This is a genomic window from Hymenobacter metallilatus (assembly GCF_003944705.1).
Taxonomy (GTDB): domain Bacteria; phylum Bacteroidota; class Bacteroidia; order Cytophagales; family Hymenobacteraceae; genus Hymenobacter; species Hymenobacter metallilatus.
Genome location: NZ_RWIS01000001.1, coordinates 582,060 through 597,941 on the forward strand (window position 1 = coordinate 582,060; position 15,882 = coordinate 597,941).

11 protein-coding genes and 2 tRNA genes are annotated in these 15,882 nt (G+C 62.1%); 7 read left to right on the forward strand and 6 right to left on the reverse strand.

All coding sequences use genetic code 11. From position 1 onward, the window contains the following. Window positions 1-51: 51 nt before the first annotated feature. Complete coding sequence (locus EI290_RS02310) at window positions 52-1,161, forward strand: lipocalin family protein (RefSeq protein WP_185816810.1); 1,110 nt, start codon at window positions 52-54, stop codon at window positions 1,159-1,161. Between the two features lie 100 nt (window positions 1,162-1,261). Here the strand turns inward: EI290_RS02310 and EI290_RS02315 are convergent, their stop codons facing one another. After that, window positions 1,262-2,452, reverse strand: coding sequence for a sensor histidine kinase (locus EI290_RS02315; RefSeq protein ID WP_246008825.1), 1,191 nt, complete (start codon window positions 2,450-2,452; stop codon window positions 1,262-1,264). Between the two features lie 268 nt (window positions 2,453-2,720). Here EI290_RS02315 and hemA point away from each other — a divergent pair, with 268 nt between their 5' ends. Continuing rightward, window positions 2,721-3,992, forward strand: coding sequence for a glutamyl-tRNA reductase (hemA, locus tag EI290_RS02320; protein WP_125426322.1), 1,272 nt, complete (start codon window positions 2,721-2,723; stop codon window positions 3,990-3,992). A 166-nt stretch (window positions 3,993-4,158) separates the two neighbouring features. On the opposite strand, the gene EI290_RS02325 is transcribed toward hemA, so the two are convergent. Further along, complete coding sequence (locus EI290_RS02325; protein WP_044003755.1) at window positions 4,159-4,467, reverse strand: ArsR/SmtB family transcription factor; 309 nt, start codon at window positions 4,465-4,467, stop codon at window positions 4,159-4,161. 365 nt (window positions 4,468-4,832) lie between these two features. On the opposite strand from EI290_RS02325, the gene EI290_RS02330 reads away from it, so the two are divergent. Both EI290_RS02330 and EI290_RS02335 read left to right on the forward strand, forming a co-directional pair. Then, the gene (locus EI290_RS02330) at window positions 4,833-6,065 is read left to right on the forward strand and encodes a Glu/Leu/Phe/Val dehydrogenase dimerization domain-containing protein (RefSeq protein ID WP_125426324.1); all 1,233 of its coding nucleotides are present in this window, start codon (window positions 4,833-4,835) and stop codon (window positions 6,063-6,065) included. A gap of 97 nt (window positions 6,066-6,162) precedes the next feature. Continuing rightward, window positions 6,163-7,272 carry a mechanosensitive ion channel family protein gene (locus EI290_RS02335; RefSeq protein WP_185816811.1) on the forward strand — a complete coding sequence of 370 codons (1,110 nt, stop codon included), beginning with the start codon at window positions 6,163-6,165 and terminating at the stop codon, window positions 7,270-7,272. Between the two features lie 7 nt (window positions 7,273-7,279). On the opposite strand, the gene EI290_RS02340 is transcribed toward EI290_RS02335, so the two are convergent. From EI290_RS02340 to EI290_RS02350, 3 genes are all read right to left on the reverse strand, one after another. After that, on the reverse strand, window positions 7,280-8,857 hold the full coding sequence (locus tag EI290_RS02340) for a DUF4139 domain-containing protein (protein ID WP_125426328.1): 1,578 nt from the start codon (window positions 8,855-8,857) through the stop codon (window positions 7,280-7,282). Between the two features lie 112 nt (window positions 8,858-8,969). Further along, on the reverse strand, window positions 8,970-9,872 hold the full coding sequence (locus EI290_RS02345; RefSeq protein WP_125426330.1) for a TerB family tellurite resistance protein: 903 nt from the start codon (window positions 9,870-9,872) through the stop codon (window positions 8,970-8,972). Between the two features lie 89 nt (window positions 9,873-9,961). Then, on the reverse strand, window positions 9,962-12,475 hold the full coding sequence (locus EI290_RS02350) for an AsmA-like C-terminal region-containing protein (RefSeq protein WP_125426332.1): 2,514 nt from the start codon (window positions 12,473-12,475) through the stop codon (window positions 9,962-9,964). 150 nt (window positions 12,476-12,625) lie between these two features. Here EI290_RS02350 and EI290_RS02355 point away from each other — a divergent pair. The 3 genes from EI290_RS02355 (at window position 12,626) to EI290_RS02365 (ending at window position 14,570) form a co-directional block, all read left to right on the forward strand. Beyond that, window positions 12,626-12,700 (forward strand) — tRNA-Val (locus EI290_RS02355). A 26-nt stretch (window positions 12,701-12,726) separates the two neighbouring features. Further along, window positions 12,727-12,801 (forward strand) — tRNA-Val (locus tag EI290_RS02360). 143 nt (window positions 12,802-12,944) lie between these two features. Next, window positions 12,945-14,570: an ArnT family glycosyltransferase gene (locus tag EI290_RS02365; protein WP_125426334.1), complete on the forward strand. Its 1,626-nt coding sequence runs from the start codon at window positions 12,945-12,947 to the stop codon at window positions 14,568-14,570. On the opposite strand, the gene EI290_RS02370 is transcribed toward EI290_RS02365, so the two are convergent. Beyond that, window positions 14,536-15,861, reverse strand: coding sequence for a hypothetical protein (locus EI290_RS02370; protein ID WP_125426336.1), 1,326 nt, complete (start codon window positions 15,859-15,861; stop codon window positions 14,536-14,538). The two genes, EI290_RS02365 and EI290_RS02370, sit on opposite strands and share 35 nt — an antisense overlap. Window positions 15,862-15,882 lie beyond the last annotated feature (21 nt).

A 15,882-nucleotide genomic window follows, 5' to 3' on the forward strand; every position in this document is an offset into this window, starting at 1 on the left:
ACCTACCCGCCCACCAAACCTTTCGGTCCGGAAATGCCTTATTCCGGCAGTATGAAGAACATCCTGCTGGCTACCTTATGGCTACTTGCGGCCGCGGGCTGCGCCCTGAAGCCGACCAACAAATTCGATGTGTTCACGGAGCGGGCCCAGCTGCCCCAGGAAGAAGCCGTGCACAAGCAAAACTCCCTGGAGTGGTGGTATTTCACCGGCCACCTGCGCGACGTGAAAACCGGCGAGCAGTTTGGCGTGGAGTACGTGTTTTTCCATTTCAACCTGACCGGGAAGCGCGACTGGCAGATGGTCAACTTCGCCCTCACCGACCCGCAGCGCCAGCAGTTTCGCTACGACTACAAGGTGCAGCGCCTGCCCCAACTGCTGGAGCCCCAGCTACCCATCAGCCTGAGCACTCAGAAAAAAGGGCAGCGCTGGACCCTCGGCGGCCAGACCGGCGAATACGTGCTTCAGGGCCGCATGGCGGACCATCCCGGCTACGCCATCAATCTGCGGACTACGCCCCACAAAGGGCTGCTGCTACACAGCGGCACCGGCTACGAAAACTACGGCGACGTGGCCCGGGCGGGCTACTACAGCTACCCACGTATGTCGGCTTCGGGCACAATTGAAGTAGACGGCAAAATGCACGAGGTACAGGGCTACCTGTGGTACGACCGGCAGTGGAACTGCAACAGCGTCACCAATAAAGGCATTGGCTGGGACTGGTTTTCCCTGCAGCTGGATGAGCCGCTGCTAACGGAAAGCGGCCGGACCGACCCCACGGGAGCCGTAGGCCACCACGAAATCATGACCTACCAGTTGTTCGACCGGAACTCCAGCCGCACCGTGAGCGGCGGCACCTACAGCGGCGCAAGCCGAGGCAACGAGGTAGACCTGCAAGCCCAGGATTTTCAGCTCGAAGTGCTTGATTACTGGACCAGCCCCCACTCCCGGCTCCGCTACCCCAGCAAGTGGCGCCTGCGCATCCCCAGCCAGGAGTACGACCTCACCCTTACGCCCCTGGTGGCCGACCAGGAGCTGACGCTCAAGCTCTTCGCCGGCATTAAAATGCACTACTGGGAAGGCATGTGCCGGGTAGAAGGCACTCACCACGGCCGCCCCGTAACCGGCAACAGCTACGTGGAGCTCACGAACCGAGGCAAGTAGTGCGTAGCTCCGCTTCGCGCACGAGCGGAGCGAGTATCCCGGTAGGGCACCGCGCGCGTGGGAACTCGCCTGCGGCTCGTGCGCGAAGCGGAACTGCGCGCTACTCTCCGTTCAGAATTACCCGGAAAGTGGTGCCGCGGCCTACTTCGCTCCACTTCACGAAGAGTTTGCCCTTGTGGTAATTCTCGATAATACGCTTGGCCAGGGCCAGGCCCAGGCCCCAGCCTCGTTTTTTGGTGGTATAGCCCGGCTGAAATACCCGGTCCATCTTGCTCTTGGAAATACCCTTGCCGGTGTCGGTAATATCAATGGCAATCTGAGACTTGTTACGGATGGGACGGCGCAGGTGAATGGTGATGCTGCCTTTACCGTCCATGGCGTCCACGGCATTTTTGCAGATGTTTTCGATGACCCAATCGAACAGCGGAATGTTTACCTGGGCGGGCGTATCGGTGGGCAGGTCCGTTTTCACCTCGAAGCTAACCTTGCGCGACACCCGGCTTTGCAGGTAGGCAATGGCGTTCTGGGTCACGCGCAGGATGTTCTCGTCGTTGAGTACCGGCACCGAGCCGATGTTGCTGAACCGCTCCGTAATAATTTCCAGCCGCCGGATGTCCTTGCCCAGCTCCTCTACAATGGGCTCCCCCCGAAACCGCTCCGACTCCCGCAAATACTCCTGCCAGCCCACCAGGCTGCTCAGGGGCGTGCCCAGCTGGTGGGCCGTTTCCTTGGCCAGCCCCACCCACACCCGGTTCTGCTCGGCCCGCCGCGAGTAGCTAAAGGCGAAATAGGCAATAACGGCCAGGCACCCGATAATGGCCAGCTGCACCAGCGGGTAGTAGCGCAGCTGCGTCAGCAAATCCGACTCCTTATAATACAGATAGTTACGCAACCCCGCTCCTATTTCAATAACGATGGGCGGGTGTTGCTCCTTCATCAGCTCAATTTCCCGGCGCAGCAACCGGATGGATGCCTGTTCCGAGGCGCCCTTGGGCACGTTCACGTTGCGGGCATCCACGATGTTGCCCTCCCCATCCGTCACGATTACCGGAATGGTGGTGTTGGCCCCGATAATCTCGTCCATCAGAAACGACAGGTTCGAGGTTTCTTCGGTGTTGATAATGTAGCGCTGGGTTTTGGCGTAGAGGTCAATCTGCTCCTGCTCCCGCTCCGAGAGGCGCTGCACCAGCACATTGGTATAAATAACGGTAGCGGCCCCAATCAGCAGGGCCACGGCCACAATAACGAGCTTAATGCGGGACTTCTGGTCGTAGATGGGAATAGGTAGCACGGGCGCGGGTTAATCGGAGGGTGAGCAGGGCCGGATACGGCCAGCTCCCCGGCGAAGATACGCCGGAGCCACGGGCAGCTCCGCTGTACCCAACGCAGCCCACCTGATTTTTATCATGTTTCGACGCCCGAAACCAGTGTTAATTGGGCTTAAATCGGTTTCTGCCGCCAAATTGTGCTTTCCCCGAACCACCTGCCTGCATCAACTGTTTTTACCCTAGCAATTTGTAGCGTATTTTTGCCCCCTGATTTTCGCACTAGCACCTGCTATGCTCCATTCCTTTAAGGCCCTTAGTCTGTCCTTCAAAAAAGCCCCGCTCGAAATCCGGGAGCTGATTGCCCTGGACGAGGCTGCCTGTCGGCGTTTTCTGCACACCCTGCACCAGGAGTTCGGCCTCCAGGACCTGCTGGTACTGAGTACCTGCAACCGCACGGAGGTATACTACTCTGCCGAGCAGGATCAGAGCCTGGCCATTATTGAGGCACTGGGTCAGCTTAAAAACCTGCCCGAAGCCGCTGAGTACTTTCCCTACTTCGATGTGCTGGACCACCAGCCGGATGCCGTGCGCCACCTTTTCGAGGTAGCCATGGGCCTGGATGCCCAGGTGGTGGGCGACCTGCAGATCAGCAACCAGGTGAAGCAGGCCTACCAGTGGTCGGCCGACGAGGATGCGGCGGGCCCCTTCCTGCACCGTTTGCTCCACACCGTATTCTTCACCAACAAGCGGGTGCAGCAGGAAACCTCCTTCCGCGACGGGGCCGCCTCCACCTCTTACGCTGCCCTGGAGTTGGTGGAAGAGCTGACCGCCGACGTAGCCAACCCGCGGGTGCTGGTGGTGGGCCTGGGTGAAATCGGGGCCGATGTATGCCGCCACTTCGGCGACAGTAAGGTGTTTCAGGACGTGACCATCTGCAACCGTACCCGCTCCAAGGCCGATGAGCTGGCTCAGGAGTGTGGACTGCAGGTACTGGATTTCGAAAACCTGGTGCAGGGCCTCAAGGAAGCCGATGTTGTTATCAGCAGCGTTGCCCGCCCCGAGCCCTTCTTCACCCGCGACATGGTGGAGCGCCTGGAGGTACTGAGCTACAAATTCTTCATCGACCTGTCGGTGCCCCGCAGCATTGCCACCGACGTGGAGCAGGTACCCGGCGTGCTGGTATACAACATCGACGCCATCCAGAGCAAGGCCTCGGCTGCTTTGGAGCGCCGCCTGGCCGCCGTGCCCCAGGTACGCGCCATTATTGAGGAAAGCATTGCGGGCCTGCAGGACTGGACCAAGGAAATGCTGGTGTCGCCCACCATCCAGAAGCTGAAGAATGCCCTGGAGCAGATTCGGCTGGAGGAAATGGACCGGTATCAGAAGAAAATGAGCCCCGAGGAAACCAAGCGCATGGACGACATTACCCGCTCCCTGATGCAGAAAATTCTGAAGCAGCCGGTGCTGCAGCTAAAGGCGGCCTGCAAACGGGGCGAAGCTGATCAGCTCATTGACGTACTTACGGACCTGTTTGACCTGGAGCGGCAGCCCAACGTGGCTTAATCAGCCGCCACAGCCAACATCAGCGGCGGGCTCGCCGCTTGTACGCAAAAGCCCCTGGCGTCCGCACGGAAGCCAGGGGCTTTTGCATGTAAGGAAACTTGGCTCTTTGTGCGCAAAGGCAGTGTATGGGCACTGGCTTTGCGCACAAAGAGCTCACAATGCAAGCTTACATCGTGTCGCAGCAGTCCTCCAACGAGTCGATTACATCAAGCAGCTTGGGAATAGACAGGGAGTAGTAGATTTTGGTACCCACCTTGAACGACGACAGGATGCCCCGGTCTTTCAGGGTAATAAGGTGCTGGGAGGCAATGGCCTGAGGCAGATCGAGCGAACGGTAAATTTCCGTGACGGTCATTTTCTCTTCCTTGCCCAACAGGTCCACAATGGCTAGCCGTTTGGGGTGGGCCAGCACTTTGAGCATGGCGGCAGCCTTATCTACTTTTTTGGATTCTACTCGTGAAAGCAAAGGTTTCATATGTCGTTACAACGGTGGTAGCAGTGGAAGGATATGCAGGAATAGGGGTAATACGATATTCTAACCCCGCAAAGTTCCTCCTTCTCTACTATCAGTTAAAAAAAATTATAACAAGCCAAAAAATTGCACCAGTGCGGGCTTGTACGTAGCTGCGGGGGCGAAGGACGAAAGCCAGCCAGCCAGGGTTGCTTGCCTGCGGGACAGGTTTCGCAATTTGTCCGACATAGTATTTCTCCGATGTACCCATGAGTTCCAGCGGCAGTACCTACCCCGGATGTACAAAGTCCATCCGGGGTAGGTACTGCCGCCGGGGCCTGCGTACCTTTGCCCCCGAAAATTTCCACCCCACCTATTCGCTGCCCTACATGAAAGACCTGCTGGCCAAGTTTGAGAATAAGCGCCCTGAAATTGTTTTTGAATGGAAAGACGCCGAAACCGAGGCCGAGGGCTGGGTGGTGATTAATTCCCTGCGCGGCGGGGCCGCCGGCGGCGGCACGCGCATGCGTAAGGGCCTGGATAAGCGCGAAGTGGAAAGCCTGGCCAAAACCATGGAGGTGAAGTTCACCGTGTCGGGCCCGGCCATTGGTGGTGCCAAATCCGGTATCAACTTCGACCCCCAGGACCCGCGCAAGCGGGGCGTGCTGGAGCGGTGGTACAAAGCCGTTATTCCACTGCTCAAGAACTACTACGGCACCGGCGGCGACCTGAACGTGGACGAAATTCACGACGTGATTCCGATTACGGAGGATTATGGCCTCTGGCACCCCCAGGAGGGCATTGTAAATGGGCACTACCGGGCCACCGAGCCCCAGAAAATTCAGAAGCTGGGCCAGCTGCGCCAGGGTGTAGTGAAAGTCCTGGAAGACGCCAGCTTCACCCCTGACCTGAGCCGCAAATACTCCGTGGCCGACCTGATTACGGGTTACGGCGTGGCAGAGGCCGTGCGCCATTACTACGAGTTGTGGGGCGGCCGCTCAGTGGCCGGCAAGCGGGCCATAGTGCAGGGCTGGGGCAATGTGGGCGCGGCGGCGGCCTACTACCTGGCCAGCCAGGGGGCCCGCATTACCGGCATCATCGACCGGGCCGGGGGCCTCATCAAGGAAGAGGGCTTCTCGCTGGAGGAAATCCGGGAGCTGTTTCTGCGGCGCGAAGGCAACGCCCTGACCGCCGATAACCTGCTTTCCTTTGAGGAGGTGAACCAGCGCATCTGGAGCAGCGGGGCCGAAATCTTCATTCCGGCGGCGGCCTCCCGGTTGGTGACGCGCCAGCAGGTGGAGCAGCTGGTGGCCGGCGGCCTGGAGGTAATTAGCTGCGGGGCCAACGTGCCGTTCCAGGACCCGGAAATTTTCTTCGGGCCCACCGGCGAATTTGCTGATGCCCATACCAGCGTTATTCCCGACTTCATTGCCAACTGCGGCATGGCCCGGGTGTTTGCCTACCTGATGGAATCCAACGCCGAAATCACCGACCAGGCTATTTTCCAGGATACCTCGCGCGTGATCCGGGCGGCGCTGGCCCGCACCCGCCACCAGGACGAGGCCGCCACCGGCATTGCCCAGAAGTCGTTTGAAATGGCCTTGCGCCAGCTAGTATACTAATGTGGTTGAATGTGCGGAATGTGGTGAATGTGGTTGCTCAGACGACACCATGTTTTTCACATTTTGCACATTCCGCCACATTCTCCACATTCATTTCATGACTTTACAGGAAATTCTTGGCTACCGCTTTCTGGGCAATAATGTGGCGGCTTACCTGTGGTGCGCGGGCATTCTGCTGTTCGGATACGCCTTCAAAACGCTGCTGTCGAGGCTGCTGTCCAAGCTGGTGTTCCGCTTTATCCGCAAGCGGACCGAGGGCGTAAGCGAGGCGCAGTTTCAGGCCCTGCTCATTCAGCCCTTGTCCATTGTCATCTTCCTGATTACGGCCTATTTCGCGTTTCAGGTGCTGGATTATCCGGTGCGCAGCTCCGACATTGCCCACAACGAGCCCTGGGCCAAGCGGCTGCTGTTCCGGCTGTTTCAGATGGCCGTTATCTGGGGCGTAGGCTGGGTGTGGCTGCGCATCATTGATTTTCTGGTGCTGGTGTTCCAGCGGCGCTCCGAAACCAGCAACTCCCGCCTCAGCAACCAGCTCATTCCCTTCGCCAAGGATTTGCTGAAGGTGCTGGTGCTCACCATCACCTTTCTGGTGATGCTGAGCAAGGTGTTCGGGGTAAACGTAACGGCCCTGATTGGGGGGCTGGGCATTGGGGGCCTGGCCGTGGCCTTTGCCGCCAAGGAGAGCCTGGAAAACCTGATAGCCTCGTTTACCATCTTCCTCGACCGGCCTTTTGCCGTGGGTGACCTGGTGGAAGTGGGGCCGGTAACCGGTACCGTGGAGAAAGTGGGCTTCCGCAGCACCCGCCTGCGCACGGCCGAGAAAAGCTACGTCACGGTGCCCAACAAAAGCATGATTGACAAGCCCCTGGACAACCTCTCGTTGCGCACGGCCCGGCGCGTGAACTTCACCCTGGCCCTGAGCCATGCCACCAACAGCCAGCAGCTGCTGCGCATCGTGGAAGACGCCAAGCGAGTTATTGAGGAAAACCCACTGGTAACCAAAGAAGTACAGGTGCAGTTTGCGGCCCTCACGCCGGCCGCCAAGGAGGTAACCGTGCAATACTTTGTGGAAACCACCAACTACGACGAGTACCTGCAAGTGAAGGAGGAGCTCAACTACCGGCTGGTGGAAACCGTGGAGCAGGCCGGCGGTACCTTCGCCAGCACCGGCACCACCATTGTACAGGTAAACGGCCTGCCGGCGTAGGGGGCGGTTAGCGGAATTTGGGGGAGCGGATACGGATGTCGTGTTTGATGATATTGACCTCCTTGTCTTTCGGCATTTCTACCTCGAAGCTGAATTTGAGGCGCTGGCTGGCCCCTGGGGCCAGCGTGAGGTACCAGGTCAGCCGGCCGATGCGCTCCTCTACCTGCGCCCCGCTCACGTCCCCAAGCTTCACTTCAATTTCCTTCTCGCTGGATACCGGTACTTGGTCCTGCACCTTAATGCGCACCGGCTCCGGCCGCAGGTTACGCACGTTCAGCTCGTAGGTAAGATGCACTTTGCGCTTCTGGCTGCCCACGTTGCGGCTGTAATCTTCCAGCTTGGTGCGCCCCACCACAATCCGCTCATCGTAGCCGAGCGACAGTTCCAGTGAGTCGTTGTAGGCGCGGCCTTCCAGCTCAGCGTCGCCCACGTAAGCTCCTCCGTAGTACACCTGCGCTTCGTCGGGCAGGTGCAGGCCTTCCCACCCGCTCACCTTCGCCTGCCGGAATACTTTTTCCGACAACTTTGGCAGCGCCAGATATTCGGTGCGCGAGGGCAGGGTAAGCACGGGCAGGCTGATGCGGCGCGATTCGCCGGCTTTCAGGGAAACCAGCTCCGGCACCTCGTAGCGCGTGCCCTGCGAGGCTTCTACGGCCCGGCCCGCCGACGTGCCCTTCACCACAAAGGCATCTACCCGGCCCTCCCCGATATGGTCGTCCCTGCCGTCGGAATCGAGCGTCCAGGGCTCCATTGCGGGTTTGCTGATGTCGACTTCCTTGACCTCGTTGACGAGCACCACCCGCACTCTATTCCAATCGAGTCCGGTCTTGTTGTACACTTGTCCGCTGGGCACAAACTGTACGGTTTTGCCGGTTTCGTCGGCGCGTATTTCCAGTTTCGGCCGCCAGGGCGTCATCCGGTTGGCAGCGTAGCGCAACCGTAGCGGAAAGGTGCCCGCCTGCCTGGTGCGTACCATCACGTAAAAAGGCTTCACCTGCTCGTCCGGCCGGTTCCGCTGCTCCATTCTGCGCACCAGGTTTTTCTGCGCTTCCTGCTGGACCGTGAGCCGGCGAATTTCCAGCTGAATGGCCGTGAGCCGGGTACGAAGCAGCGTGGCTCCTTTTTGCAGCTCGGCGCTCCAGTTGGCCTGCGTGCCGCTTGGCAGCACCCGGTTGGCCATCAGCATAGTTTTTTCTTCTTCCAGGGCCTTCAGCTCCGCATCCAGTCGGGCCAGCTCGTCGTTGCCCCGCGCCAGACTATCTATACTCGCCCGATTGGTGGCCGTGAGTGGTGCAGCAGCAGCTTCCTCCTCGTCCTCCACCTCCTCGCCTACCGACAGCACCTCCACTCCCTCGCCCAACCGCACTTCAACTTCAGTGGCTCGGCTGAGGTAGCGCGAAGCATTGGCAATCAGTAACCGACTCGTACCCGCTGGCAGTTGCACCTCGGCCTGGTGCTCCAGCTCCAGGCTGTTGCGGTATAGCGTGGCTATTTTCAGGGGCGGACGCACTTCAATTGTCTGCTTGGTTTGCCCCTGCGCAGTGAGGCCTATCAGCAGTAAACCTGCCAGTATAGCTTTTCTCATGTATGTATGCTAAATGGATACCGGCACCAAGATGCATAGGGCTGGCAGCATAAAAAAACCGGCCGGTTCCCTGCGGAACCAGCCGGTTTGTATTCTTACCCTAGTGAGGCCTTTACCGGCCGCCTAGCAAGCCGCCCAGCAGACCGCCCATGCCCCCGCTCATCAGCCCGCCGAGGCCGCCGCCGCCGCTGCTGCGGGGCTGGGAGTTAGGCTGACCACCCAGTCCGCCCAGAATGGACATCAGGGAGCCCAGGCCGCCGCTGCCCACGTGGGAGCCTTGCTGCGGGTAGTTGCCGTAGCCATCGGTAGACTGGGACTGACCGCCGCCCAGCACACCGCTGAGCAGCCCTCCTCCGAGCAAGCCGCCGAGCAGACCGCCCATGCCGCTGCTGGCTGCCCCACCCAGAAGGCCACCCATGGTACCGCCACCCATCATGCCACCGCCCATACCCGGGCTCTGGCTACGGCCGCCCATCACCTTCGATATTACCATGGGCGCTACCACACCCAGCAGGCCGGCCATCAGGGCACCTTTGGGAATACCGGCATTTTCCAGCTTATCGGTGATGCCGCCGAAAAAGCTTTGCTTGGCGGGGTCGCTGGCACTGTGAGGTACCTGCGCGGCTTGGTCGACTACCTGGTTGAGGGTTTGGGTTTGCTGGGGCGTGATACCCAGGTAGGCAGCTATTTTATTCACCATTGCTTCCTCGTCGTTGGCGTAAGAGCCATCGGCCCGGGCGAAGCTGATGAGGTCGGTTACCAGGGAAAAGCGCAGGTCGCTGCCCCGCAGGGCATCGAGGTTGCCCTTGATGGACTCGTTGGTGGCATCCTTGGCGGCAGATAACACCTGCTGGGTAGCTCCCCCGCTCAGGCCGGCCTGGTGGGCCAACTGCTGCAAAAATTCAATCTCAGCGGCCGAGGCTTCCCGGTCGGCGGAGGCCAGACTGGCAATTACGCTCAGGTAGGCCGCTTTTTCCGGGTCGGAGTAGTTCTGAAGTAGCTGGGTATCGTTCATGGTTGAGAGGAGATGGAATGGGAAATAACTCGCTGACCTTAACGCACCGGCTCCGGCTGGGGTTGACCCAGAAACGGAATGTAAGTACCCTAAAACTCGAAATACTCGCCTACCTGCGGCTGCGCGGGTTTCTTCACAGGTTTTTTCAGCTCGAAAGAGGGCCGGGTGGCCGGGCGCGGGCCGGGCGCGGGCGCCACTGCAGGGGGCGGCGCACTGGCCGGGGCCTCGGTGGCGGGCCGGGGCCCGGGTGGCTTGTCGGGGCCGGTTTCGTAGCGTACCGTAAACTGGTTTTCGGTTCCCCGGATGGCCAGCCGCAGCCCGGGTCCATCGGCGCGGGCGGCGGCCCGGGGCAGCAGGCCCGGCAGCAGCGGAATTTGCAGGTGGTAGTCTATCTGCTGATCAAAGGTGTGCGTGCCCGTTACGCGGATGAGGGAGGCCGCCCGCACGTTGGAGCGGATTTCCATTTCCGGCACATACACCGTACGGCTTTGCACGTAGAGGCTGTTGTGCAACTCGGCAAACCGCAGGTTTCGCAGCGTAGCCCGGTCGGCCACCAGGTTCAGGCGCTGCAGCGGCTCAAAATTCAGCAGCTGCCCGTTGTGGATGGTGGCGTGCACCTCCGCCTCCAGCTTGTCGGTGAGGGGCGTGAGGTGCTCGTCCAGGTACACGTCCGATTCGGCGGTGGCCGTGAGCTGCCCGCGCAGGTGGCGGGCCGTAAGAAACTGCTGGCCAAAATCCTCGAATACGTAGAACAGGCTGTCCAGGGGCAGCCGCTGGCAGCTGGCCACAGTACGGGCCTTTATCAATTCCGGATTGCGGGTATCCACCGTGCCTCGCACACTTACCTGCCCGCCGGCCGCCCACAGGCTCAGCCCCGGCGAGCTGAACATCTGGTTCTGCAGCCGGATGCTGCCGCGCAGCTCCCGCCCCCGCAGCCGCCGCAGCCGCACCTGCCGGGCCCGGGCCTGGAGGCTGAGCACCAGGGAGGCCGGCACCTGCCCCGCGGCGGCCCGGGCAAACCGTTGGGCAGGTGCCGGGGCAGCTTGTCCCGGTTGATACACGTACAGCAGCTGGTTGAAATCGAGGAGGTGAGAGTTGAGCGTTGCGTCTATCCGGAGCGGCTGCCCGGGCCGTAGCGCCCAGCCCAGCACATTATGCATTGTACCCCGCCCCCGGAAATCGGAAGCCCCTAGCCGCCCCTGCACCTCTGGCACGGCCACGGTTCCGCCGGCCAGCTGCACCTTTCCCGACAGGTCCGTGAACGGCTGCCGGAAGCTGCGAAGCTGCAGCCGCACCGCCCGAAACGTGAGTTGCCCCGTTGCCTGCCGGGCCGTGGGCCGCTCCCGCAGGCTGCGCAAGGGGCCGTGCAGCCGCAGCCGCAGTTGGGCCTCACCCTGCACCGCCTGTATTGCCGGCACCGGAAAAAACTGGAGGGCCCGCGCCAGCTCCACGTCGGCCTCCAGGTTCAGGTATAGGTGGGGCTCAGTGAAGTTTTCCAGCCGCAGCTCGCCCCCAAAAGGCCGGCCTGCCAGCTGGCCCCGCACGTTCTGCAGGGCCAGCACCGCCGTGCGGGCCGCGTGGGCCGGGCCATTGCTGAAGGTACCCGTCAGGTTCACGCGCTCCACGGCCTGCCGGTACCGGGGGTGAAAGAACGAGGCCTCCCAGCAGCCGAACTGCACCGCTACCGCCGGGTTCCGGGTTTCCGACCAGGTGCCCCGCACGGTACCGGCCACGTACACCTGCCCCCGGCTCCGGTACCCCTGCAACGGCCGGGTCAGGCGCGGGGGCAGCAGAGCCAGCACGGCCTGTACATCCGCGCCGGTAGCCCGGCAGCTTAGGTCGAGTTCGGGAGCCTGCCGGTACCTGATGGCTCCGGCAATGGCATATCTGGCGGGACCTACCTGCACCCGGGAGGGTCGCACCAGCAACTCTTTCTTGTCCCGGTCAATCAGCAGGGAAGTATTTAGCACAAGCTGTTTATCCCGGAAGTAATCATCGGTGCCCAGCCGTACGGTGTGCACCAGGGCCTCGCCGGTAGTTCTGACGTCAACCAGTGGACCGGTAATGGTGACGGCCGCATTCAGCGCTGAGCCGCGCAACGCCATGAACTGCTCCCGACCCGCATCTTCATACACGGCCCTCACCCGCTCCAGCCGGATGGCTTCCAGAGCCAGAGAAAACGGTGCTTCAGCCGGGCCAGCTACCGTATCTGAGCAGATGACGTGGTAATTGGCCACGCCCTGCCGGTTGCGCCGGATGTGCACCCGGGCATCAGCCAGGATAATTTCCCGGATGCGGTAGTGGCCACTGGCCACATCCCAGGCATTGAAGGCGCAGTACAGCCGCCGGGCCCGGGCCAGCCGCACGGTATCCTGGGGCAAGGAGCCTTGCACCACCACATCGTGCAGCGTGACGGACAGACGCGGAAACTGATCCAGTACCGACACTTCCAGCCGGCTGGCTTGCACCGGCACGCACAGGTAGCGGTTCAGGCCGGCCACAAACAGCCCGATGAGGTAGTCCTGTCCCAGCCACAGCCCCAGCCAGCCGGCACTTAGGAGCAGGAGCAGGGTGAGGCCGGAAATTTTCAGAAATCGACGCACCGTTTACCTTCCGCTGAAATTTCTGACTGGCAGTTAGTTGCTGGGCAGGAAGCCAGCCACTGCAAAAAATCTTCGGCCAAAGATGGCAGGAAGTGTTGTGATTTAGGAAATGACCTCCCATATTTGCCATCCCAAACGGGACACGCCCTTGGGAGATTAGCTCAGCTGGTTCAGAGCATCTGCCTTACAAGCAGAGGGTCACTGGTTCGAACCCAGTATCTCCCACTTTTTTTCAGAGTACGCATACCCCCGGGAGATTAGCTCAGCTGGTTCAGAGCATCTGCCTTACAAGCAGAGGGTCACTGGTTCGAACCCAGTATCTCCCACCCCCCAAAAAAGGACTGTCGGCAACGGCGGTCCTTTTTTGTTTTCCGGCCCTGGAGCTAGGTAGTTGTGGTGGCCGGCCAGTAACTTGGGGCCGCCGCCTGCACGCTGCTTACCACCATCTTCCCACCCCACTCCCTTTCCTATGCCGGCTGCTGCCATTGCCCCCGCTATCCGCCGGGCCCCGCGCTGGGTAGTCTGGGCTTTTTTTGGCGGGCTGCTGGTGCTGGGCCGCGTGCTGGTTACGGACTACGGCGTTTCCTGGGATGAGCCGGTGGACCACCGCAACGGGCTGGTGAGTTTGCGCTACGTAGCCGGGCTGGTAGCCCCGGAGTGGGCCGCCCGCCAGCCTTTACTCCGGGAAGTACCCCTGCTGCAAGGCTACCCCGACAACGACCATGGCGTGCTGTTTGAGCTGCCGCTGGCGCTGTACGACGTGCTGCGCTCCGGCACCGAACCCCGCGAATACTATATGGCGCGGCATTTCTGCACGTTTCTGGTGTGCCTGGGTGGGGTGTGGGCACTGTACCGCCTGGCGCGGCGGCGCTTCCGCAACGAGTACGCCGCCCTGCTCACGGCGGGCCTGCTGGTACTGTCGCCGCGGCTGTTTGCTGAGTCATTTTACAACGCCAAGGACCTGGTATTTCTGGCGGCCTTCACCCTGAGTATGCTCACGCTGGCCCGGCTGCTGGCCCGCCCGACTGCTGCGCGTGCCCTGCTGCATGGCCTGGCAACGGGCCTGGCCATTGATATTCGCATTCTGGGCAGTATGCTGGTGCCCCTCACGCTGGGCCTGCTGCTGCTGGAAGGCTGGGCCCCCACGGCCCCGGGCAGCCGTTGGGGCGGGGTGCTGCGGGCGGGCCTGCTGTATCTGGCGGGCACGGTGGCGGTTGGCATTGCCGGCTGGCCCTACTTGTGGGAAGCCCCAATCCACCATTTTCTGGCCGCTTTTCGGAGCATGGGCCATTTCCGCTGGGATGAGCCGGTGCTGTACTGGGGCGCCACGGTATCGGCCCGCAACCTGCCCTGGCACTACATTCCGGTATGGCTGCTGCTTACCACGCCGGTGGCGTACTCGGGGGCGGCGCTGGCCGGGCTGCTGGCCGTGGGCGCCCGACTGCTGCGGCAGCCGCTACACCTGCTGCGCACCTACGAGGGCCGGCTGGATATACTGTTCGGCGTGTGGCTGCTGGGGCCCATCGTGCTGGTAATTGGGCTGCACTCGGTGGTGTACGATGGGTGGCGGCACCTGTATTTTGTGTACCCGGCCCTGCTGCTGCTGGCCGTGGGGGCTGGCCTGGAGTTGGGGCAGCGCCGCCACGCCAGCCAGCGGTGGCGCGCTATGTTCTGGGTAGTGGCAGTGGTGGCGGGGCTGGAAGCTCTGCTGACTGCCGGGCGCATGGTGCGGATGCACCCCAACCAGCAGGTGTATTTCAGCTTTCTGCCGGCCGGGCAGGTGGCGCAGCTGTTCGAGCGGGACTACTGGGGCCTGGCCTACCGGCAGGGGCTGGAGTACCTGGTGCGGCGACAGCCCACGGGTATCATCAACGTGGATGTATCCCATGTGCCGCCCTTCGAAAACAACCGGGCCCTGCTGCCCGCCCCCGATCGGGCCCGCCTCCGTTTCAACCCGGAAGCACCCAACCGCTACTTCCTGATGGGCTACCGCCGCTTTGCCGGCCAGCTCTGGCCCGAAATGGGCGAGGAGGTGTACGTGGTGAAGGCCGATGGCCTGCCTATTCTGTCGGTGTGCCGGGTGCGGCCCCGCTGACGCCGGTGCCGACGCCGGGGCCAGCGGCCGGCAGCCACCCCAGCCGCCCGGCCACTACCAGCGGAAACAGCAGCAGGGCCGGCTCGGCGAAGAAACGCCACCGAAAACCCACGAAAAACACCAGGCTCAGCCCCCACACGGCCACCAGCGGCGCGAGTAGCAGCCAGTCGCGCGCTTCCAGCCGCAGCCCCCGGTAGCGCAGCAGCGTAAGGATCAGCGCCCCAAAAAACGCCAGGTGCACCAGGGCTGTGAACGGGTGCCAGGGCGTGCGGGGCGCGTCGGCAATGAAGTTTTCGGGGGAGAAGAAGAGCAGGGTTTTACGGCCCCAGAGTCGGATTTCCGCCGCCGGGTGGGTGGCTACCCAGTACCGGGCCAGCCGAGCCCGGGCCTGGCTTTCCTGGTACTGGTTCAGGGAATCGAGCTGGGGAATGTGCCGGCGCACGAACTGGTCGAACGGGCCCTGGCGCTCGTCCCAATCAAACATAAACCGGCCCTGCGTGACGGAATTGTGGCCTTGCAGCAGCTCGAAGCCGGCCTGGTTGCTGAGGGTGTAGGCCCCGAACATCCGGTGGTTTTTCAGGAAGATGGGCAGGTGGGCCGCCGTTAGCGCCAGCAGCAGCCCCAGGCTCAGGCCCCAGGCCGCGGTGCGCTGCCGGGCGGGCCGCGGCCCCATCAGCCCCAGAAAAACGGCGAATACCAGTCCGTACACCGCCAACAGGTAGCCCCGCAGCAGGCAGGAGAGTACCACGCTGGCCGTAATCAGCAGGGCATCGGGCCAGCGCAGGGGACGGCCGCCGTGCAGCCGCAGCAGCTTGTAGAGCACCAGAATCAGCAGGGGCAGGGCCAGGTTCTCGAACCACCAGTAGGCCCCGATGTAGTATACTACCCCCGGCGACAGGGCCCACAGCCCTGCCCCCACCCAGGCCACGCCGGGGGCCAGCCCAAAGTAGCGCAACGTGCGCTGCACGTACAGACCGCCCACCAGGTAGAGGCCGGCCGCCGCCGCGTACACCAGCAGCGTGAGGTAATGCCGGGGCAGCCCCGCCCGGCTCCAGCCTACGTACACGAACACCGGAAAGCTGGCGTGAAACGAATCGGGGCGGAGCTGCTGCCGCTCGGGGTCCAGGCTGACGTAGCCCCGGCCGGCCAGGTAGTTATCGGCAATGCGGCCGTTGCGGCGCTCATCGTAATTCCACTCCAGCCCGGGGTTGAGGCCCAGGTTGAGAGCCAGGCGAACGACGAGCAGCAGCGCGGCCACGGGCCAGATGTAGCGGGGAATGGAACGCAGCACAGCGGACTAGAGGTGGAGTTG

Excerpts from the sequence above, each read along its gene's own strand:
- EI290_RS02345 (WP_125426330.1), bottom strand. The coding sequence starts at position 9,872 with ATGAACGATACCCAGCTACTTCAGAACTACTCCGACCCGGAAAAAGCG.
- EI290_RS02340 (WP_125426328.1), bottom strand. The coding sequence starts at position 8,857 with ATGAGAAAAGCTATACTGGCAGGTTTACTGCTGATAGGCCTCACTGCG.
- hemA (WP_125426322.1), top strand. The coding sequence starts at position 2,721 with ATGCTCCATTCCTTTAAGGCCCTTAGTCTGTCCTTCAAAAAAGCCCCG.
- EI290_RS02310 (WP_185816810.1), top strand. The coding sequence starts at position 52 with ATGAAGAACATCCTGCTGGCTACCTTATGGCTACTTGCGGCCGCGGGC.
- EI290_RS02365 (WP_125426334.1), top strand. The coding sequence starts at position 12,945 with ATGCCGGCTGCTGCCATTGCCCCCGCTATCCGCCGGGCCCCGCGCTGG.
- EI290_RS02330 (WP_125426324.1), top strand. The coding sequence starts at position 4,833 with ATGAAAGACCTGCTGGCCAAGTTTGAGAATAAGCGCCCTGAAATTGTT.
- EI290_RS02325 (WP_044003755.1), bottom strand. The coding sequence starts at position 4,467 with ATGAAACCTTTGCTTTCACGAGTAGAATCCAAAAAAGTAGATAAGGCT.
- EI290_RS02335 (WP_185816811.1), top strand. The coding sequence starts at position 6,163 with ATGACTTTACAGGAAATTCTTGGCTACCGCTTTCTGGGCAATAATGTG.